The organism is Lysinibacillus sp. KCTC 33748 (assembly GCF_002237755.1).
Taxonomy (GTDB): Bacteria; Bacillota; Bacilli; order Bacillales_A; family Planococcaceae; genus Lysinibacillus.
This window is the reverse complement of sequence record NZ_MWSJ01000002.1, coordinates 77668-98805: the sequence shown is the minus strand read 5'-3', so window position 1 is coordinate 98805 and position 21138 is coordinate 77668. Positions and strand designations below refer to the sequence as shown.

21 protein-coding genes are annotated in these 21138 nt (G+C 38.3%); 5 read left to right on the top strand and 16 right to left on the bottom strand.

Annotation, left to right across the window (positions count from 1 at the left end; genetic code table 11):
• Positions 1-33 precede the first annotated feature (33 nt).
• The 7 genes from der to prsW form a co-directional block, all read right to left on the bottom strand.
• On the bottom strand, positions 34-1344 hold the full coding sequence (der, locus tag B1B04_RS03235; protein ID WP_079559901.1) for a ribosome biogenesis GTPase Der: 1311 nt from the start codon (positions 1342-1344) through the stop codon (positions 34-36).
• A gap of 288 nt (positions 1345-1632) precedes the next feature.
• Positions 1633-2769, bottom strand: coding sequence for a 30S ribosomal protein S1 (gene rpsA / locus B1B04_RS03230; RefSeq protein ID WP_079559900.1), 1137 nt, complete (start codon positions 2767-2769; stop codon positions 1633-1635).
• A gap of 102 nt (positions 2770-2871) precedes the next feature.
• Positions 2872-3546: a (d)CMP kinase gene (gene cmk / locus B1B04_RS03225; protein WP_079559899.1), complete on the bottom strand. Its 675-nt coding sequence runs from the start codon at positions 3544-3546 to the stop codon at positions 2872-2874.
• 319 nt (positions 3547-3865) lie between these two features.
• Positions 3866-4525 carry a flagellar brake protein gene (locus B1B04_RS03220; RefSeq protein WP_079559898.1) on the bottom strand — a complete coding sequence of 220 codons (660 nt, stop codon included), beginning with the start codon at positions 4523-4525 and terminating at the stop codon, positions 3866-3868.
• 85 nt (positions 4526-4610) lie between these two features.
• The gene (locus tag B1B04_RS03215) at positions 4611-5894 is read right to left on the bottom strand and encodes a PepSY1/2 domain-containing protein (protein ID WP_079559897.1); all 1284 of its coding nucleotides are present in this window, start codon (positions 5892-5894) and stop codon (positions 4611-4613) included.
• Between the two features lie 15 nt (positions 5895-5909).
• Positions 5910-6731, bottom strand: coding sequence for a spore cortex-lytic enzyme (gene sleB / locus B1B04_RS03210; RefSeq protein WP_079559896.1), 822 nt, complete (start codon positions 6729-6731; stop codon positions 5910-5912).
• Positions 6732-6828: 97 nt separating this feature from the next.
• Positions 6829-7503 carry a glutamic-type intramembrane protease PrsW gene (gene prsW / locus B1B04_RS03205; RefSeq protein ID WP_079559895.1) on the bottom strand — a complete coding sequence of 225 codons (675 nt, stop codon included), beginning with the start codon at positions 7501-7503 and terminating at the stop codon, positions 6829-6831.
• 337 nt (positions 7504-7840) lie between these two features.
• Here prsW and B1B04_RS03200 point away from each other — a divergent pair, with 337 nt between their 5' ends.
• Entirely contained in the window at positions 7841-8809 is a 969-nt protein-coding gene (locus tag B1B04_RS03200) for an asparaginase (protein ID WP_079559894.1), read from the top strand.
• 65 nt (positions 8810-8874) lie between these two features.
• On the opposite strand, the gene B1B04_RS25275 is transcribed toward B1B04_RS03200, so the two are convergent.
• The 7 genes from B1B04_RS25275 to B1B04_RS03170 all read right to left on the bottom strand — a co-directional run bounded on the left by B1B04_RS25275 (position 8875) and on the right by B1B04_RS03170 (position 15645).
• A complete protein-coding gene (locus B1B04_RS25275; protein WP_139376937.1) occupies positions 8875-9087 on the bottom strand; it encodes a hypothetical protein in 213 nt (70 codons plus the stop codon).
• Between the two features lie 220 nt (positions 9088-9307).
• On the bottom strand, positions 9308-9532 hold the full coding sequence (locus B1B04_RS03195) for a glycerol-3-phosphate acyltransferase (protein ID WP_079559893.1): 225 nt from the start codon (positions 9530-9532) through the stop codon (positions 9308-9310).
• A gap of 200 nt (positions 9533-9732) precedes the next feature.
• Positions 9733-10698, bottom strand: coding sequence for a YpdA family putative bacillithiol disulfide reductase (locus tag B1B04_RS03190; protein WP_079559892.1), 966 nt, complete (start codon positions 10696-10698; stop codon positions 9733-9735).
• A gap of 510 nt (positions 10699-11208) precedes the next feature.
• Positions 11209-11964: a metallophosphoesterase gene (locus B1B04_RS03185; RefSeq protein ID WP_079559891.1), complete on the bottom strand. Its 756-nt coding sequence runs from the start codon at positions 11962-11964 to the stop codon at positions 11209-11211.
• A 160-nt stretch (positions 11965-12124) separates the two neighbouring features.
• The gene (locus B1B04_RS03180) at positions 12125-12883 is read right to left on the bottom strand and encodes a LysM peptidoglycan-binding domain-containing protein (protein ID WP_079559890.1); all 759 of its coding nucleotides are present in this window, start codon (positions 12881-12883) and stop codon (positions 12125-12127) included.
• A 290-nt stretch (positions 12884-13173) separates the two neighbouring features.
• Positions 13174-14616: a RecQ family ATP-dependent DNA helicase gene (locus B1B04_RS03175; RefSeq protein WP_079559889.1), complete on the bottom strand. Its 1443-nt coding sequence runs from the start codon at positions 14614-14616 to the stop codon at positions 13174-13176.
• The gene (locus B1B04_RS03170) at positions 14617-15645 is read right to left on the bottom strand and encodes a YpbB family protein (protein WP_079559888.1); all 1029 of its coding nucleotides are present in this window, start codon (positions 15643-15645) and stop codon (positions 14617-14619) included.
• 109 nt (positions 15646-15754) lie between these two features.
• On the opposite strand from B1B04_RS03170, the gene B1B04_RS03165 reads away from it, so the two are divergent.
• Positions 15755-16003, top strand: coding sequence for a ferredoxin (locus B1B04_RS03165; protein ID WP_053584054.1), 249 nt, complete (start codon positions 15755-15757; stop codon positions 16001-16003).
• A gap of 596 nt (positions 16004-16599) precedes the next feature.
• Positions 16600-17382 (top strand): enoyl-ACP reductase FabI, encoded by a 783-nt coding sequence (locus B1B04_RS03160; RefSeq protein WP_079559887.1) that lies wholly within the window; start codon positions 16600-16602, stop codon positions 17380-17382.
• 67 nt (positions 17383-17449) lie between these two features.
• Here the strand turns inward: B1B04_RS03160 and B1B04_RS03155 are convergent, their stop codons facing one another.
• Positions 17450-18091 (bottom strand): peptidylprolyl isomerase, encoded by a 642-nt coding sequence (locus tag B1B04_RS03155; protein WP_079559886.1) that lies wholly within the window; start codon positions 18089-18091, stop codon positions 17450-17452.
• Between the two features lie 130 nt (positions 18092-18221).
• Positions 18222-19427, bottom strand: a complete 1206-nt coding sequence (locus tag B1B04_RS03150) for an MFS transporter (protein ID WP_079559885.1) — start codon at positions 19425-19427, stop codon at positions 18222-18224.
• 286 nt (positions 19428-19713) lie between these two features.
• Between B1B04_RS03150 and B1B04_RS03145 the strand changes: the two genes are divergently transcribed.
• Both B1B04_RS03145 and B1B04_RS03140 read left to right on the top strand, forming a co-directional pair.
• Positions 19714-20538 (top strand): methyl-accepting chemotaxis protein, encoded by an 825-nt coding sequence (locus tag B1B04_RS03145; RefSeq protein WP_079559884.1) that lies wholly within the window; start codon positions 19714-19716, stop codon positions 20536-20538.
• Positions 20539-20555: 17 nt separating this feature from the next.
• The gene (locus tag B1B04_RS03140; protein ID WP_079559883.1) at positions 20556-21107 is read left to right on the top strand and encodes a GNAT family N-acetyltransferase; all 552 of its coding nucleotides are present in this window, start codon (positions 20556-20558) and stop codon (positions 21105-21107) included.
• Positions 21108-21138 lie beyond the last annotated feature (31 nt).

The following is a 21138-nucleotide window of genomic DNA, read 5'->3' as shown; positions in this document are numbered from 1 at the left end:
GTCGGGCTGGCGTATTGTATGTGTATATTTTTCCTAAGCACGTGCACGGGTAATTAATCGAATTGGCGTTCCTTCAAAATCAAATGTTTCTCGGATACGGTTTTCTAAAAATCGTTCATAAGAGAAATGCATTAGCTCTGGTTCATTAACAAACACCACAAACGTCGGGGGCTGGATCGCAACTTGGGTAGCATAGTAGATGCGAAGACGGCGGCCTTTATCAGTTGGTGCAGGGTTACGTGCTACAGAATCCTCAATCACCTCATTAAGGATAGATGATTGAATTCGCATTGCGTGGTTTTCACTTACACGTTGTATAATCGGTAAAATTTGATGTACACGCTGCTTTGTATTAGCCGATACAAAAATAATCGGTGCATAGTCTAAGAATAAGAAATGCTCACGAATTTGTTGTGTAAAGACGTTCATTGTTTTTTCGTCTTTTTCAATAGCATCCCATTTATTAACTACGATGACAACAGCTTTTCCTGCTTCATGCGCGTAGCCTGCAATTTTTTTATCTTGTTCTTGAATACCTTCTTCCACATTTAGAACGACTAAAACAACATCAGAGCGTTCAATTGCTCGTAACGCACGCAATACAGAGTATTTCTCTGTCGTTTCGTATACTTTCCCTTTTTTTCGCATACCTGCCGTATCAATAATGACATATTCCTGATCATCATACTCATACGGCGTGTCAATAGCATCTCGAGTAGTCCCCGCGATATTACTCACAATAACGCGATCTTGGCCTAAAAATGCATTTACTAATGAAGATTTCCCCACATTTGGACGACCAATTAACGAGAATTTAATAACCTCGTCTCCATATTGCTCTTCATCTTCATTAGGGAAATGATTAGCACATTCGTCCAATAAATCCCCTAAGCCTAAGCCGTGAGAACCAGAAATTGGCCAAGGCTCACCAAAGCCAAGCGCATAGAAATCATAAATCATTTCGCGCATGTCCGGGTTATCAATTTTATTAACTGCTAAAACGACCGGTTTTTTTGTTTTGTATAAAATTTTAGCTACTTGCTCATCAGCAGCTGTTACACCTTCACGACCATTCGTCATAAAGATAATAACGTCCGCTTCATCAATGGCGATTTCCGCTTGTTGACGAATTTGTTCTAAAAACGGCTCGTCCCCAATCTCAATACCACCTGTATCAATAATATTAAAGTCATGTGTTAACCACTCTGCCGAACTATAAATACGGTCGCGTGTAACGCCTGGAATATCTTCCACAATCGAAACACGTTCTCCAACGATACGATTAAAAATCGTCGACTTACCTACGTTCGGACGACCTACGATGGCTACTACTGGTTTCGTCATCTGTACTTCATCCTTCCAACTTCTTGTCTTTCGCTATTATACACGAAAAATGCCATTATATCATATCATATCCATGAATGTGCGCGCTATGTACCGTTCTTTCCGTCTATTTAGAAATTTTTATATCATTTCGGCTGAGCTATTTGAATGTTCGATGTGATGTAATTATCTTCGAGTCTGATTTATTGTATCCGTTTTACTTTGATTGTTCTTTCCGTCGCTTTGGCTTTTCTAGCCATTTCCTCCATAAAAAAGCGAGGACACAAACTGTATCCTCGCTTGTCATGTTTATTTAAAGTTTTTCAGCTTATCGCCAATGACATCACCGAAAGAGAAACCTGTGTTTTCTTCTGGTAATTCATAGTCGATTACTTCCTCTGCCTCAGGATTTTCAAGTAAATCTTTAATGCTTAATGCTAAGCGGCCATCTTCAGCATTTACGTCAAGCACTTTCACCTGTACCTCTTGTCCTTCTTTTAAAGCTTCATGAGGCGTATTAATGTGCTTATGCGCGATTTGCGAAATATGCACTAAACCTTCTACACCTGGGAAAACTTCCACAAATGCTCCGAAAGAAGTAAGACGTTTTACTTTTCCATCTAACACTGTACCTTTAGCTGCACGCTCTTCAATGTTCGACCAAGGACCAGGAATCGTTTCTTTAATAGATAACGAAATACGCTCATTTGCTGGGTCTACAGAAAGGACTTTCACCTTCACCTCTTGTCCTTCTGATAAAACCTCACTCACATCACTCACATGCTCATGAGACACTTGTGAAATATGCACAAGGCCATCAATACCACCAAGGTCAATAAAGGCACCAAATGATGCAATACGCTGTACTTTACCGTCTAAAACATCGCCAGTTTTAATTTGGTTAATAACATCTTTCTTTTGAGAAGCTTTTTCAGCTTCCACTACAGCACGATGTGATAAAATCAAGCGATTTTTTTCTTTATCAAGCTCAACAATTTTAAAGTTAAGAGACTTACCTTTATAGTCTTCAAAATCATCAACAAAGTAGTCTTCTACTAGGGATGCTGGAACGAAGCCACGTACTCCTAAATCTACGACAAGACCACCCTTAACAATATCTTTTACTTCCGCTTCGAAAATTTCCTCAGCGTTGAATTTTTGCTCGAGTGTATCCCATGCTTTTAAAGCATCTACTTTACGTTTTGATAATACATAGTTTTCTTCTTCAACTTTTGTAATCATCAATTCCAACTCATCTCCGACAGAGATGGCGTCAGACGCTTTTTCAATGTGTAAGCTTGATAACTCACTTATCGGTACAATACCGTCAAATGGTGCACCTGGGATTGAAACAGTTACCGCTTTTTCATCAACCTGCTCAGCAATACCCTTGACGATATCACCTTCGTTAAACGTTTGTTCTACATTGTTCATTTCTTCAGACATATGTAACCCTCCTTCGCATCTTCCCTTACTATTTTATTCGATATTGAAGACAAAGACAAAAATAAATCCTTTAAATTCAAAAAATGTCTGAAATTTTTGGATTTACAGCATTTTTTCTTGCGCTAATTTTAAAATGGCCTGTGCTGCATCATCAATTGACAATGCTGTCGTGTCTAAAAATATGGCATCTTCTGCTTGAATTAGTGGTGATGCTTCACGCTCGCTATCCATTTTATCGCGCAGGGCAATTTCTTCTTGAAGCTTTTCAACGGTAGATTCAATTCCTCGCTTTTGATTGTCAATAAAACGACGTCTTGCTCTCTCTTCTACAGTTGCAGACATAAATATTTTTAGTTCTGCATTTTTTAATACATGTGTAGCAATATCGCGCCCATCCATCACTACACCGCCATTAGCTGCAAGCTTTTGTTGCTGCTTTACTAATAGTTCGCGTATTTTAGCATGAGCTGCTACTTGTGAAACAGATGAAGTTACCTCATTTGATCGAATTTCAGCAGAAACATTCTTTCCATCTAAAAAGACTAATTGTCCTTGAGAAGAAGGCTTTAAGTCAATTGTGCTAGATGCAAGCATTTCTGCTAATTTTGTTTCATCATCTAAATGTATGTTTTGTTGCATTGCTTTATACGTGACAGCACGATACATAGCACCTGTATCGATATAAGTAAATTTAAGTGCCTCTGCAACGATTTTTGCGATTGTGCTTTTCCCAGCGCCAGCAGGTCCGTCAATCGCAATTTGAATGTTTTTCTTCATATTTCCCCCTACTTTCTATCACACCATATTGTATCATAAAAAAGCCCTCTTCAAGGAGAGGGCTTTCTAAAATCTAATTACTACTCGAGTTGAAGGTGTGTAAACTTCCTATCAATTATTCCTCGGCATAATTGCGTCCAGAATCTACTTTGTGATTTGTCCTGCACGAGGGACGACTGATATCGGTCATTTCGGTAAAAATGCCACAGGACGTGGCGTTCTTAGACCGAGTTCCTCTATTTCAGCGGGTTTTTGGACATCCGCTGAAAAGCAACTTAAATCTGCATTCATCTCACTGATCAATTAATAAGCGAAAAAATCAATCATCAAAAGGATTTATTTCTTTACGACGATTCACTAACTGACGTTCAAAGCAGAAACGAACAATATGCTGTTGGTCTACATCATCAGTATCTGATAGTTGTATAGTGGCCATTTTTTGGGCATCTTTTTCGAATATACGAACAACCGTCGCATTCGTAATCACGTATTTAACATCTCCGTTGGCATATGGTAAAACGATTGTTAACTGAACATCATCACCAGCTTGAAATTTAATTGCCCCTTTCAAGAGAACTGCCAGACCACCTGCGCTAATATCCGTTGTTACTAGCTGATATTTGGCATCTTGAAACTGTATCGCTATATCTACAGGCGTTTCCACACGTACATATTCACGACGCTGAATTTTAATAAAGTCATCTTCCATTGGACAATGCAACATAATCATAGGAATGTTACCAGCTTTACGCCCAACCACTTCAGTACTAAAAGCAAATGATTGCTTATCATCCGTGCGAAAAGTTGCTCTAAACTCAGATCCATCTATTAAAAAAGCTGTTTTGTTTGTGGCAACATTTATTGGATAATCGATGTAAATAATATTTTCAGTTTGTTCTACAACTTTACAGCGAAATTTTTCAACACTCTCTGTATAAGTTGGTTCAAGTTCTAATTGAGTACCAATTTTTATTTCCATGAGCATCTCCTCGAACACAAATATACTTTATTATCGCATGAGATGCCCATTCTGGCTATATAAAAACTGGTAGTTTTTTCTTATGTTACGTTAAATATTCCACTTTCAAAACATTGTGATTTTCTGCGTCAATAACAATTCTGAACGTTTCTTGCGTATTTTTATCACGTACCGCAATTACCTCATAACAAAGGCGCTGTTCAAATTGACCATTATCTGTATAAATTTTTCTTACTTCTTCTACTTTCACGTCGGCATCAAAGAAAGTTTTCCAATCAATTGGTTTTGCTGTTTGTTGCTTAATCGTCTCTTCCTGAATATATTCCATCGCATTTGCACCAAGTAACTCGCCTGTATCCTTAGCAAGTTTTAATTGCACCCCATCCGCATAAACCAATGCATTATCACCAGGGTGAACCCGCGCAAATGTCACATGCCATGCTTGATGATTTTCACGAGTTTCCACAAACGCAACGTCATTCATTCCAAGTCGCTTTACATATTCTTCAGCTTTTTTCATAATTTCATCCTGCGATACCCTAGCTTCATCTACCGGACGTTCCACTAAGTAGGAAATTAAATGCCCACCCTTTTCTGTTAGATCGACATATCCTAAACGAATGCCTTGGTGGAATTGGATGTGATAAAACGGATATGGTGCAGTATCGCTACTTTTTGTAACAGTAAATGTTGCATCTTTTATGATAGGGAATAATTGTTTTACTTTTTCCAATGCTTCTTTTTCAGTAATGACTGAGTCTTGTAATGCTTTAAGCTCTATTTTTTTCTGCCAATCCGATTCACTTAATGTAAGTGGGAAATCTTTTTCGCCGTAATCCTTTAATGTCTTTTGTACATTATCAAATGTTGTATTAGGGTTCTTCGTATCTACTTGTCGTAACCAGACATCCATTTTACCGTTATTTTTATAAAAATCTACTGTTGCAGCTGACCACTCATCTGAAAGTGATTGTAAATTTGTAGAGACTTGTGGCATTTTTTCTCGCCAAGCTTGGTAATCACCTGTTTTAGATGTTTTCTTAGCCTCATCTCCTAGGCGCCCTAGGTAACTTAGCCAGTCGTTCGACATTTCTTGCCCGATAGGAATATTCGACATAGAAGATCGAACGTCAGAGCTTAGTCGCCAAACAGAATCTAACTCATTGTGAATCGCTTGATCATCTCGAAACAATAGAGATTGTGAAACAGCTCTTTGTAGATGCGATAATTTCTCAGATGCATCCGTTAAATTATCCGTGTACTGAGCTAGCACAGTACGTTGTAAACTTGCATTTTTTCCGTGCATATTAATGCTATATGCCCCTAAGCCAATAACTGCCGCAGTGAGTATAACGAGCATAGTTCTCATTTTTTTCCTCCTTTCTTATGAACAGAAAATGTGTTCTCCAATTCGTTTAATTTGAGCTCGTGACCAAATCCACTTACTTGTAGCTGTTTTCGGATTAAAATAATAAAGTGCATTTTCTGAAGGATCCCATCCATTCATAGCATCAAGAACCGCTTCTTTTGCACGTTCATTTGGTTCAAGCCAAATTTGTCCATCTGCCACCGCAGTAAACGCTAGCGGTTGGAAAATAATACCTGAAATAGTATTTGGGAATTCAGGACTTTCCAAACGATTTAAAATAACAGCTGCTACAGCCACTTGACCTTCATAAGGTTCTCCCCTAGCTTCACCATAAACCGCATTCGCCATTAACTGTACATCTCTGTCAGTATACTTTGGAGGTAGTTGAGTTTTAGTCCCATTATTATTACTACTACCACTACTTTTACCGCCACCTCCACCGCCGCCAGTGTTTGTTTTCACTTGCTGTTCAAGTGGCGTACCACCATAATAGGTGAATTGATTTCCTGCATTTAATTGCGCTTTGACCCATCCTTCATCGTAATCTGAATAACCTGATAAAGTTTTTTTAGTTTTAGCACCGGCTATTCCATCTACTGGTAAACCATATTTCTCTTGGAAAATTCGTAAAGCCCAATATGTGTTATAGCCAAATTTGCCATCAATTTTACTTTTATAAAACCCTAAGTATTGTAGCCTTGCCTGTAGCTCAATTACATCATCTCCATAAGCACCACGAGAAATCTGTTGCTCGGTAAATGCAATGGCGTCATTTTGCGGAATAGCGAATATACTAATCCCCAACATCAAAGCAAAAATTATGCTTACTAAACGCACTATCATCACTCCTTTTTTTCATAGCTTGAAACAAACGACACTTTTTATACATTTAAAAAATAGAAAAGCGCAGAAATCTTTTTTAGATTTCTACGCTTTATATTTTTTTGTGCATATGCAAATGTTGTACTAGGTGATAGTGAGCAAGCTTGACTTTTCGTAGCCCAAACCACCACAAAAATAGCATAAAAGGTATCATTAAATATACCCAATAGCCTTTAAATGATAAAATTGTATTATATAAAATGTGTAATACTACCGGTGCACAAAGCGCCATAGCAATCATTTCTTTCGTCTTTGCAAACTTTGAAAACTTGGCACGTCCATAATAATAGCCCATTACAACACCGAACAAAGCATGACTCGATACAGGTAATAATGCACGCATAAAAGCAGTATCTAAACCGAAAGAAAATAAATAAAGCACATTTTCAATCGTGGCAAAACCAAGAGATATGCTTGCACCATACAGTATGCCATCATAAGGATCATCGAATTCTACATGATTGTAGATTGCGATTAACAGAATAAACCATTTAAAAAACTCTTCAACTACACTCGAAAAAACTACATCTTGTAGATAAAGATATCGAAAGACCCCTTCCTCTGTTAGTACATATTGTAAGAACAAGATTGGGAACGTTAAAAATGCGCCATACAAAAACGTTTGAAGTAAGGTTCTTCTTGGCTCCGTTGCCATCTGATTGCGCAAATAAAAGTAACTAAAAAGCGCTAAACCGGGAGCAATGGCAGCTGATAATAAGATGATCATGATGCCGGCCCCTTTCAAAAATCAATTTCACCTTGACATAATGATGTTAAGATTTTAAAATTCGTGACATCCTTCTGACTTTCCCAACAATGTTTTTTATACGAAAGTGAAGCGTCCGCCTCACAATGTTGGTTAACTTTAGCATTTTGCAGGATGTAAAATTTCATAGCCTATGTTTATTTATTCTGTCGGTTATTAGACAAAAAGTATATCGTATGTCATAGGCGGAAAACTATTGTGACATTTTCCGACAAAAAACATCTGTTACATGAAGATAAACTGCTATTATTATACCATGTTATGACACAAAACTTTTTAAAAGGAGATATTATTTTTTATGAAAAAAACAATTTTATTAATTCATACAGGTGGAACAATATCTATGGCGATGAGCGATGAAGGTGCCGTTATGCCTAACAAGGAAAATCCTCTTATGAAGGAAAGTAGTAAACTTGATGCGCTCGCAACAATTATTGAAATGGAGGCATTTAACCTCCCATCACCACATATTACTCAAAAAGAAATGCTTAAATTACGTAATCTTATTATCGAAAAAGTTGCAGAGGAGAAAATTGATGGCGTTGTCATCACCCATGGTACTGATACATTAGAAGAAACAGCATACTTTTTAGAGTTAACGACCGATTTATCAATTCCTATTGTTTTAACAGGTGCCATGCGCTCCTCAAACGAACTTGGTGCAGATGGTGTTTATAATTTAGTAGAAGCCGTTCGTGTAGCTGTAGATGAAGAAGCTCGCGAGAAAGGTGTTCTCGTTGCCATGAATGACGAAGTCCACCTTGCTGTTAATACTACAAAAACAAGCACTAGTTCAGTAAATACCTTCCAGTCACCTCAGTATGGCCCGATCGGACTTATTACAAAATCAAGAATTTTATTTCATCATGCTCCTATCGGCCGTCAACATGTAGATATTGATGGATTATCAAAACGAGTAGCCATGCTGAAAGTGTACGCTGGCATGGAGGCTGATTTACTTGATGTAGTATTAGCATGTAAATATGATGGCGTTGTATTAGAAGGCCTTGGACAAGGCAACGTCCCTCCATCAGTAGTGAAAGGTATTGAAAGTCTTATAGAGCGCGGTATTCCAGTTATACTCGTATCCCGCTGTTTTAATGGTATCGCAGAAGGTGTCTACGGCTATGATGGTGGTGGCAAAATGCTCGAAGATCTAGGAGCTATATTTGCAACCGGCATTAATGGTCAAAAGGCTCGATTAAAATTATTAATTGGGCTCAATAAAGTTGGAGCGCCTATTGATTTAAAAGAATTTTTCATGTAAGGCTAATGTATTCGATATTCACGTTGGCTTATGCATCTATAATTTGCTTATCATAACCTAAAATATTATGTAACCGATTGATTGCTATAAAAATCCGGCTGAATAACAGACAGCTGTACGATTTTTCTTCGACGTAAGTATTGGCTATCCGCATGAACATAAAAACCATTTAAATTTAAATCTCTCTGCAGATTTGCTAAATCCTTAGGAAGCTGTAAAGTGATGAGCATAGTTGAAACGTGATAGTGCATGAATGATAGCTGCTGCAATGTTATCAATTATGCCTCGGCATAATTGCGTCCGGAATCGACTTTGTGCTTTGGCCTGCAGATGCTTTTTGTGCGAAAGCGCAGTGCTAACGTAGCGTCAGCAACACGAGGGCCGACACGATGTCGGTCATTGCGGTAATGCCACAGGACGTGGCGTTTTTACCGATGCAGGTCAGTTAGCCGTTATCGCATGGATGCGATAACGGCTAACATCCCCTAAGAATTCATTTCAGATTCCGTGACATCCGCCGGAAGCTTTAACTGTCCATATCTTTTTGGAAAAGCTTGTAATGCTGCAACAAAAAGCACCTTTTCCAATCACACTACCTGCATTTCTAGCCCCTAGGTTTTTACTTCTTTCTTCCTGTAAATTAACACCATATACTTTTCCAACAAAACAGGCCCTCATAAAGTTCCCTACAAAATAACTTATCAACCAATATAATTCAATCATTCCTTCACACCTTTTTTATCAACTTCGATTTGATTAGAGAAATTACTTATCATCATCATAACGTGGGGTTGATTTCCGTTTCTGGTGGGCCTTTCATAGGGAGCGTTGGATGAGCCACCTCTATCTATATCCGTCACTTCGGCTCCTCTTTCCGAAAAAAAGCTGTATAAGCAGCTTACTTGCCTATACAGCTCCTATTGCTATTTTTCTTTTTCTACAATTGTCTTCGCAATACAATCGCCATGGAAACGACCATTTTCAATAAAAATTTCATTGGCATTATTTCCAGCTGCAATAACTCCTGCAATGAATAATCCTTCTACATTTGTTTCCATAGTTTCCGGATTAAAGAACGGACGACCCGTTTCATCATCAATAGAGACACCCATTGCTCGAATAAATGAATGATCAGGATGATAGCCTGTCATCGCAAAAACAAAATCATTTTTTATAGTTTTCTTGCTGCCATCAATTTCTATTACGACCTCCTGCTCACGGATTTCCAGTATATTTGTATTGAAATGCATTTGGACTTCATCATTTCGTACTAGTCCTTCAAATTCTGGTAAAACCCATGGCTTGATGCTAGGTGAATACTCACTACCACGATAGGCAACAGTAACGCGAGCTCCTGCCTTATTCAACTCAAGCGCTGCATCTACTGCCGAATTTTTTCCGCCTATTACAAGAACATCAGTATCAAAAAATTCATGTCCCTCTTTAAAGTAATGGTAGACTTTCGGTAATTTCTCACCTGGAATGTTTAAATAATTTGGATGGTCATAGTAGCCTGTTGCAATCACAACATAAGCTGTTGTATAAACTTCTTTATCTGTCGTTACTGTAAACATCTCTCCATTTTTCACAACGCTATCTACTTTCTCGAAGCGATTTACTTGGATATCCTTCAAACGCACAACTTCTCGATAATAAACAAGTGCTTGGTTTCGCTTTGGTTTACGTCCTTCAATAATAAAAGGGACATCGCCGATAGCTAGTCGTTCACTCGTACTAAAAAAAGTTTGATGTGTAGGGTAATTATAAATCGCATTTACGATATTTCCTTTTTCAATGACAATTGGCTTTAAACCAATATTTTGCAAGGCTATTGCTGCTGCTAAACCACATGGGCCTCCTCCAACAATAATTGCATCTACTTGCTGCATTTCTTGACACTCCTATCAACTTTGTATTAGCAATATACTAATACTTTACTTTTAACTTCTTTCAGCAAATATCTTTTGTAACGAAAGCGAAGCGACAGCAACACATGACCCAGTGACCAACTTCATGTTGTTGCTGTCGCTACGTTAGCACTGCGCTTTCGCACAGAAAACATTTGTTGGCCTAAAGCCTCCGGCGGATGTCACGGAAATCGGAAAGGAGTTCTGAGGGGATGTTAGCCTAAAACCATCGCATCCATGCGATAACGGCTAACTGACCCGCATCGGTAAAAACGCCACGTCCTGTGGCATTACCGAAATGATCGACATCGTGTCGGCCCTCGTGTTGCTGACGCTACGTTAGCACTGCGCTTTCGCACAAAAAACATCTGCAGCCCTATGCACAAAGCCGATTCCGGACGCAATTATGCCGAGGCATAATTGATTAATCGGGCTTTTACCGAATAAATCCTTATCGCTTCCATTATACGCCTTCTAACGACTTTTGGTTGTTTATTTATCCGAAACTTCAATGTCAATAATATGACACTGCGGTCTCGCACCAAGTCGGAAAGGTAATAATGTAGTACCGTAGCCGTTGCTTACTAACGTCATCACACCTTCACGCTCTCGATATGAGCCTTTAGGATGCACCCCATATGGGCCAAGTCTAATTTGACCACCGTGTAAATGCCCGCCCATCATTAAATCTGCTTTAAATTTTGCACGGACTTCTGCAAAAACACCAGGGTTATGTGCGATGAAAACAACTAAGTCTTTCTCTTCAACCTTTGCAAATGCTTCATCAAACCTACTTTTCATTATAGACGTGTCTTCAATTGCATTAAGCCAAAAGCGGTTTTTTTTAGGGAGTAATACAGCATCATTGGCAATAATCTGAACACCATGGTCCTGTAAAATACTTCGAAATTGCTCTTCGCCTACTTCTCTGTCATTATTACCCCATATAAAATAAGTTGGTCCTAAAGGCGTTAATAAATTTAGGTTGTCATGAATACGTTGAATAGGTGTACGTCCATCTGCAAAATCTCCACCAATAATAACAGCATCAAATGGACCATCTAACTGCTCAATCATCTGTCGGTTAATTTTGCGTAAATGGGTATCCGAGATAAAAAATAATCGGATCTTTTCCTGTTCACCCTTTAATTGCAATTGATGATGTAAAACATTATTTTCATGTGCAACCTTCAACATATAAAGTCCGAACGCGATGACTACTAAAACAAATAGTCCAAAATAAATCATTCTTCCACTTCTCCCTACGAAAACAAAAAGACGATTCATTTAAAATAAAGAATCGCCTTTTCACTAAATAAGACGTACGCCTTAACCATATTTGGTGTTAACGTTTGTCCATTATTTTATACTCGAAAAACATCATTGCCAAAGAATGACATCTGTTTTCTTATGGTAACTTAATCACTTGCCCAACTGATATATTATTAGAAGACATACCGTTGGCTGCACGGATTTTCGCTAGTGTTGCTTCACTGCCATCACCGTAGTGATTCAATGCAATACGATATAGGTTTTCATTTGTTTTTACAGTATGTGTACTTGCTTTTGCAGATTGTTTTGCTTCTTCTGCTTTTCGTGCTTCCTCAGCCTTACGTGCTTGTTCAGCTTTTCTATCCGCTTCGGCTTGTGCTCTTCTAGCTTCATCGGCTTTTCTAGCTTCCTCTGCATTCTTAGCTACTTCGGCTTTTCTAGCTTCTTCTGCATTCTTGGCTGCTTCGGCTTTTTTCGCTTCCTCTGCTGCCTTCTGTTCTGCTGCTAATTTTTCAGTGTCTTTCTTAGACGTTCCCTTTTCTTTGTCTGCTTTATCGCCATCTTTGTTTTTGTCAGTTGACACAGGTACAGTTTTATTCCCCGAATTGTCAATTTCTACAATTTCCTCTGAAGAATTTTTTTCAGCCTCTTCAATCGTTGATCCAGGTTCATAGAATTTTAAGAAATAGACTAATATAGATAATGGAATTAAGATAAAAATCACAAAAAGAATCGTCATTAATGGCGTTTTTCGTTTTGTATTTTTTGGCTTTTTATTATTACTTCCATTTTTATTCATTCTTGCAACTCTAGATAAAGCTTCCTGTTCTTTTTGTTCTTCTTCAAAAGATTGACGATGTTCTTCGATTTTATCGCGATAATCTTCTTTACTCATTCGTCTTTCCTCCAACCTCACTACGCTTTCTATCATTCTATTATGACGAATTTTGCGAAAAAAGTAAATGACCGTAAATTATAGTCTAAAAAGGGTTTATCACCATAGCTTGGGGTCGATCCGTTCCGACTGGACACTTTCCGGAGGACATCCGCTGAGCCACTTCTCTCGCAAGACTTGCCCTGTGTCACATCTGTGGCGCTTATCCAAGCGGCCGCCCAGTAGAAACAAAGATCAACTTATATGCATACGTTTAACAAATATCATCCACAACTTTTGGTGATAAGCCTCTATAAACCAATTAAAAGTTGTTTTAACCGACTTTTCCATGGAATCATTTCTATTTTCTTCTCTTCCGTCAAGCGTACCTTATTGATTTCATCATAATGGATTCCACAATTTTCACAACAGTTTTCCGGTTTTTTCAGCAATTTTTGCCCAAAATACCCGACTAACTTAGTGCGTATACAGTCTTTTGTCTGAGTCATTTTATGCATTTTATCGACAGCATGATATTTTTCTAGTGCCAAATGATTTAAACGCACTTTCACTTGTTCCATCGTTTCTTGTTGCAGCCAGAAATCAAGCACACGAAAAGCGGTCTCACTTAGTTCTCCATTTTTCAACATTTGAGAAGGGTGTACTTGTTGATTTAGCAGTTCCTGATAACGATCAACATGACCAGCTGTTGGCAAATCGCCTGTTACAACAAATTTCGCAAGTTCCTCGTCGCCATCACTATATAGTAATATAGCGAGCGCTGGTTGACCATCACGCCCTGCACGGCCAATTTCCTGCATGTAATTTTCTACATTAGCAGGCATCGTTTCATGGATGACCTGACGAATATCAGACTTATTGATACCCATTCCAAAAGCATTCGTAGCCACAATCCAGTCGAGCTCTCCGTCAATAAACTGTTGCTGAATAAACTGACGGTCCTCAGCAATATATCCTGCATGATACGCTGCCGCTCTTATACCTGCCTGTATAAGCGCCGCACTATATTGTTCAGCACGCTTCCGCGAGGACATATATAATATACCCGGTCCTGCAGTCTCTTTAACATGCTGCATAATCCAATGTGCTTTATCTGCCCTATCCTCAAATACAACACGCCCAAGATGAATATTAGGCCGATCCACATTGTACAAAAACTCAAATGGCGTATCCAGCGACAATGTATCTCGTATATCATTGACTACTTTATTCGTCGCAGTCGCTGATAAAGCTAAAACAGGTGGCCGATTCACTTGTGAAAACCATTGTCCAATTCGTAAATAATCTGGTCTAAAATCAAAGCCCCACTGTGAAATACAGTGTGCCTCATCCACTACGATAAGACCTAGCTGCATTTGTGAAAGCTTATCTTGAACCTGTTGCTGTAAAAGCATCTCTGGCGAAGTAAAGATAAAACGAAACTGCTCTAAGAAATGTAACGCATATCGTTTTTCACTTACGGTTAAAAATGAATTTAAGGCAACTACCCTCTTTTCACCAAAGCGTTTTAGCTCCTCTACTTGATCCTGCATGAGAGAAAGCAAAGGAGAAACAATTAAAACCGGCTTCTGCAAAATATATCCTGGCAACTGGTAACAAAGTGATTTCCCCATTCCTGTTGGTAATAAAGCAATTACATCTTTTTTTTCTAAAATTGCTTCTATGACCTCTTTTTGGCCTGGACGAAATGTTGTATAGCCAAAATACTTTGCTAACGTTTGTTCAAGTTCCATTTATACTTCTCCTTTCGCAAGGACAAGCCTTAACTGAAAATAACTCATACCTTCAACTACTTCATGCAATGTTTTTAATTTTTTAGTTTGATAATGTTTCGATGCCTGCCAAACTTTTTCCGCTTCTTCATAAGAGACGAAAGGACCAATCGAAAAGTTCGGTTCATTCATAGCTAATTCTACCAAATGATCCTCAATTGTACTTTGTTTTAATTTCCTTATTCGCACAATCTGTTCAATTGAATAGCCCTGCTCATATAAATGTGCTGTTTGCTGTGCTGAATCAGTTAATAATGCTTTTACTCTTAATCCCTCAGTTATTTTACCGAGCAAGGGACAATCATTTGTCTGATGAACTTCATTTAATAACGTATGTAGCAATTCTATAAACGCTAGTTGACAATCTAAAACTGTTTCCTGTCGTTGACTAGCAAGCTGCTGCCACGTCCACCCTGGTAATCTATGACCACTTAACCGATAGAGAACGAGTTGCTTATTAGCATCTAACAAGGGTAACACAGACAGTACCTGTTCACATTCCTGTAATAATTGTTGCTGTAAATGTCCATCTTGATAGTGATGCTCGACTAAAAAAGTTCGCACCCAGGATTGAATATTCGTATCCCTACTAATAGGAGAAAACGAACGAACCCCAGCATTTTGATAAGATAAACTTTGTACAATTAACGAGAACCTTGCAAAAAATATATGCTCATTTCCCCTATAGTGCCATCCGTCAAATAAAAAGTCAGGCGTCTGCTCCGCTCGCTGTAAACCTAGCTTTGTCATGGAATAGTGACCAGATTCTTGTATTGTTAACCAACTATACTGCAAAAATAATGATACAGCTTCATCAAATGTCTTCCGAGGTAACTTAGGTAATAACCCAAAATAATTATGTAACTTAAATAGGCCAATGTCTTGAATAGTCTGACCTGAGCGCTTTCCTCTTAATACATGATAAGCAGCAGAAATAGTTCGTTCGTTATTTAGTTTTTGAAAGATTTGCAATAAAATTTGATGAAACATAGACGCAAATTCCTCCAATTTAATAGTATTTATGTTGAAATGTAAGATAAACATCTTTAAAATGAGTATGAAGCTTTGATAGGAACATGTAAAAGGAGAGAAAAAAAATATGGCTAAATACACAATTGTTGATAAAGATACATGTATCGCTTGTGGCGCTTGCGGAGCCGCAGCACCAGATATTTATGATTATGATGATGAAGGTATCGCCTTCGTTATTTTAGATGATAACATGGGAACAACTGAAGTTCCAGAAGATCTACTAGAAGACATGCAAGATGCTTTCGAAGGCTGCCCAACTGACTCAATCAAAGTAGCAGATGAGACTTTCGATGGCGACTCATTAAAATTCGAATAGTTTTAATTGTATCTTTAAAGGCACCCTTAACTGGGTGCCTTTATTTTTATCTCCTCATGTATTAGTTGATTGGAGCGGAGAATGGGCGACTCCTTTGGGATCAGCAATCGAGGATCGAAGGCTAAAATCATCATATCCTGTGATAACGCCTTCGCGGCCAACATCGACGCTGCCGCCATATTGCCACTACACTTTCTCGCAAAAAAACATCTGTTGGCGTGAGACCCTGTAGCATAACGAAGCGTCAGCAAATGTTTTATCTGTGCGAAAGCAAAGCGGCAGCTACAAAGCGCCCAGTCGGAACGGAAATCAACCACACGTTTTGTTTGGTGATGATCCATAATTTAATTAATAGATTCGTATAGATTCTTGCTTATACCAGATTAATCAATTAAATAATCTTGCAGCAAAAATGTAAATAACCCCCTTCAGGTTCATCTCTAACATAGTAGAGATGAATTTTTTTGTACTTTTCAACGTAAAGTTGGTCACTCTTTTCATCTTATTATTGCAACCATTTTTTATGTATGATAAGATTTTAGTAGTTGGTACTAATAACAGATATTATTTCATAAACATAAAGGGGTTCTTATTAGATGATGGATAATTTATTACAATTAAAAGATAAGAATATTGTCGTAATGGGCGTGGCAAACGATCGAAGTATTGCTTGGGGTATCGCAAAACGTTTATTTGATGTAGGCGCAAATGTTATTTTCACATACCGTCAAGAACGTTCATTAAAAAAATTACAAATGCAATTAGAGAAAATCGGACAATCTGATTCACTGATCGTACAATGTGATGTTAACAGCGACGAGGGCACAAAAGCCGCTTTCGAAGAAATCGGTACAAAAGTAGGCGTAATCCACGGGATTGTCCACTCAGTAGCGTTTGCTAATGCAGAAGATTTACACAATCGTTTCTTAAATACAACTCGTGATGGCTATGCATTTGCGCAAGACACTAGCGCCTATTCTCTTATTTCAGCAGCAAAGGCCGCACATCCTTATATGACTGAAGGTGGTTCTATCGTAACAATGAGTTACTTAGGAGCAGAGCGTGTCCTTGATGGTTACAATGTTATGGGTGTAGCAAAAGCTGCATTAGAGGCATCTATGCGCTATCTTGCTGCAGATATTGGTAAAGATAATATTCGCGTTAATGCAATCTCAGCTGGAGCGATTCGCACACTTGCTGCAAAAGGGGTTCCTTCTTTCAATACAATTTTACACAAAATCGAAGAAACAGCTCCTTTAAAACGTAATGTTCAACAAGATGAAGTAGCAGATATGACAATCGTGATGCTTTCTCACTTATCTCGCGGTGTAACAGGCGAAACGATTTACATTGACGCAGGCTACAATATTATGGGTTAAATACAAAAAAAGCATGGAAGATCAAAATTGATCTCTCATGCTTTTTTGTTTCGGATTTATAAATCTGTTATTTTATTACCTTTGGAGCTGGGTAATCAAAGCCCTTTGTATCTACTTCGATCTTTTTCATTTGTTGGTCTTTGATTGGTTTTTCACCTTCTCGTTCAACAGCAGCGATAGCATCTACTGTTTCCATCCCCTCGATTACTTTCCCAAAAGCAGCATATTGGCCATCTAGTTGCGAAGTATCCTTTACCATAATGAAAAATTGAGATCCCGCAGAATTCGGATCATTTGAACGAGCCATTGAAATAACACCGCGTTCATGCTTTAAATCATTTTTAAAATCATTTGATGTAAACTCACCTTCTATCGAATAATCCGGTCCTCCTGTACCATTACCTGAAGGATCTCCACCTTGAATCATAAAATCAGGGACAACTCGATGGAAAATAAGACCATCATAAAAGCCTTTTTTAGCTAAGGAAATAAAATTTGCTACCGTATTCGGCGCTGTAGAAGGCTCTAATTCGATGACGATTTTTTCATCATTGTCCATCGTAATCGTCACAATTGGATTTTCCTTCACCTTTGATGAATAATCTACATTGTCTTCCGATTTTTCTTTAGTGGCTCCACAACCTGTCAAAACTAAAACTACCGCCAGCAAAGCAAAGACAAAAGAAAATCCTTTATTACGTGCACACATATCTTTCAACTCCTCTTTATATCCAGTCTACTCATTATACTATCAGATAGTTTACGACAAATCATTTTTTATGAAGATCATGCAAATGAAGGAAATAAGCTCAATAACCCTCCACAAATAAATAAGGTTCCTAGCGCCCTGCTACAATGCGTTGTTTAGTAATGATCCCCTTTAATAAAAATGAAAGTAAGCATGCAATGACTAAAAATACCGCAATCATACTAATAACGCCTCCCCAGCCGAAGTACATCCAAAACACACCCCCTACAGTTCCTCCAACACTTGAACCGAAATAATAGAAAAATAAATAGAGAGAAGAAGCTTGTGCTTTATCATGAGTGGCTCGTTTACTTACCCAGCCACTAGCAATCGAATGTGCTGCAAAGAAGCCAAATGTAAAGATTGTAATCCCTAAAATTTTTAAACTAAGTAGCCCATTTGATGTTAAAATCGCCCCTGTAAACATGATCGAAATAGACAATAACAGCATCTTTTGACGGCCATATCGATCAGCTAGACTACCGAACCAAGCAGAGCTAAAAGTACCTACTAAGTAAATAACAAAAATCCAACCAACTATTGTGGCACTTAAATTATAAGGGGGCGCCATCAATTTAAATCCAATGTAGTTATAAAGAGTCACAAAGCTCCCCATTAATACAAAGCCAATACCAAAAAGACAAAGCATGGATGGGTCCTTTACATGTTGTAAAAGAGATGTCGCCAATGATTTTATCTGTAATGGTCGAGCTGTAAAATGCTTGGAGTTAGGAAGCATCCAGATAAATAACACACTAATCATTAGACTGATAACACCTAGTACAATCATCCCCACTTGCCAATTGTAAAGATCCGTTAATGTCCCTATAATAACTCGACCACTAAGCCCACCTACCGAATTACCACTTATGTATAAGCCCATTGCTATACCTAAACTAGATGGATCCACTTCCTCCCCTAAATAAGCCATCGCAATTGCTGGCAACCCTGCAAAAACAACACCCTGTATAACACGTAACACTAATAACGTTTCAAAATTTGGAGAAAAGGCAAGGGCAAGCGTAATTATAGATGCCGCAAAAATAGAAACCGTCATCAAGGACTTCCTGCCCCATGCCTCTGATAATGAGCCAACAATAATCATACTGATGGATAACGCAAAGGTTGTCACAGAAAGTGTTAAACTCGCAATGGCTGGTGATACATGAAACTCCTTCGCAAATGTTGGCAATAATGGCTGTGTCACATATAAGTTGGCAAAGGTAATAAAGCCCGCTAAAAATAAAGCCCAGTTTGCTTTATGAAACGCCTTTGTCCCTTTTTGAATGTAATCCATTTCTCTCTCTCCTTAACGTACTTCCAATGCTACTATTATTCTAATACAATAATCTTCAAAACTCACGATTATTTGTCATAAAATAGACAAAACCATCTCTTGTATGCACGATTTCATTTGACACTCCATCCATGACTATAGTCACATTTTCTACATATAAATTTAGTTTTTATCTATTTTGAGTTGGCAAATATTGTGTTACAGTGAAAGTAATCATCTAGCAATCATTGGTAATTAGGCTCCGATGACTAAACTATTTTCGTTGCACAGATTTGGAGGAATTTTCATGAAGATTATTGAAGCTTTAGCCCTTTCAGTACCCTATATCCACCTTGCATTAAAGGAAGAAGCAATCGTGGCTGTCGTTGAGAAGGAAAGTGAAACAGTTGTAAAATACTTAGCTGGCAAACGTGTAGATTCAGGCTATCTAGATGGTCAAAAGGTAAATGCTAATGACCAAAATGTTTTCATTGCCTTTAGTGGAAAAAATGCTGATGTCGTTATACCAGAGGACGTATACGGAGTTGCCATCAATGCGTTTTCTTTTCCAATCCGTGAAAATGGGAAAGTTGTAGGAGCTCTAGCGTTTGGACTGCCAATCGACAATGAACTTAAACTCGAGGATTATATGGGAACAATGGATAGCATCGTTAACAGCCTACAGGACAAAGTACATACGATCGCCTCACATTCAGAGGAATTGGCAGCAACAAGTGAGGAAATTAACAAACAAGCACAGCACGCCCTTGAAGATTCAGAGAAAACAAATGAAGTTACAGATTTAATAAAAAGCATTTCTCGCCAAACCAATTTACTCGGCTTAAATGCATCTATTGAGGCGGCTCGTGCTGGTCAGCATGGCGCTGGCTTTAACATCGTAGCGCAGGAAGTTAGAAAGCTATCTTCCGAAACATCAAGCGCGACTGAAAACATTGAAGCATCCCTAAGAAATATAAATAGAAACCTTGATAACCTAAAGCAAAATATGGGGCAAATCAATGACGCTACAAACGAACAGGCTCAACTCGTTCAAGATTTCAGTGAAATTATCGAGGAGTTAACAGTTCTTAGTCGTGAAATGAAGGGCTTTATGCATGATGCTTTAAAATAATGAAGGGGGGAATAACATTGCAAATTATTATTAATCCAGAATTATCTTTACGTACTATCGAATTAGAAGATGCTAATGCTGTTTTTGCCTTAACAGATGCATCACGAGCATATTTACGTGAATGGTTGCCGTGGTTAGATTTCACAAAAGAAATAGCCGATACAACAGCATATATAGAGGGCTGCATAAAAGGACATGAAGCTAAAAGTAGCCTCTCTCTTGTTATCATTTTTCGAAATGAAATTGTTGGCGTCGCTGGCTTCAACACGATAAATCATAGCAATAAAATCGCTGCTATTGGCTATTGGCTCAGTGAAGGAGCTCAAGGGCATGGTATTATGTCGCAAACCGTACTGGCATTATTACAATATGCTTTTGAGGATATACAGCTCAATAAGGTCGAAATCCGTGCTGCTGTGGGCAACAAAAAAAGCCGTGCCATCCCTGAGCGCCTAGGCTTTACAAAAGAGGGAACGATTCGAGCGGCAGAATGGCTTTATGATCATTATGTCGACCATGTTGCTTACGGTATACTCGCTAGTGAATGGAAACAAATGAAAGAAAAATAAAAGCTTCTCAAAAATAGCCGCCCGATTTTAC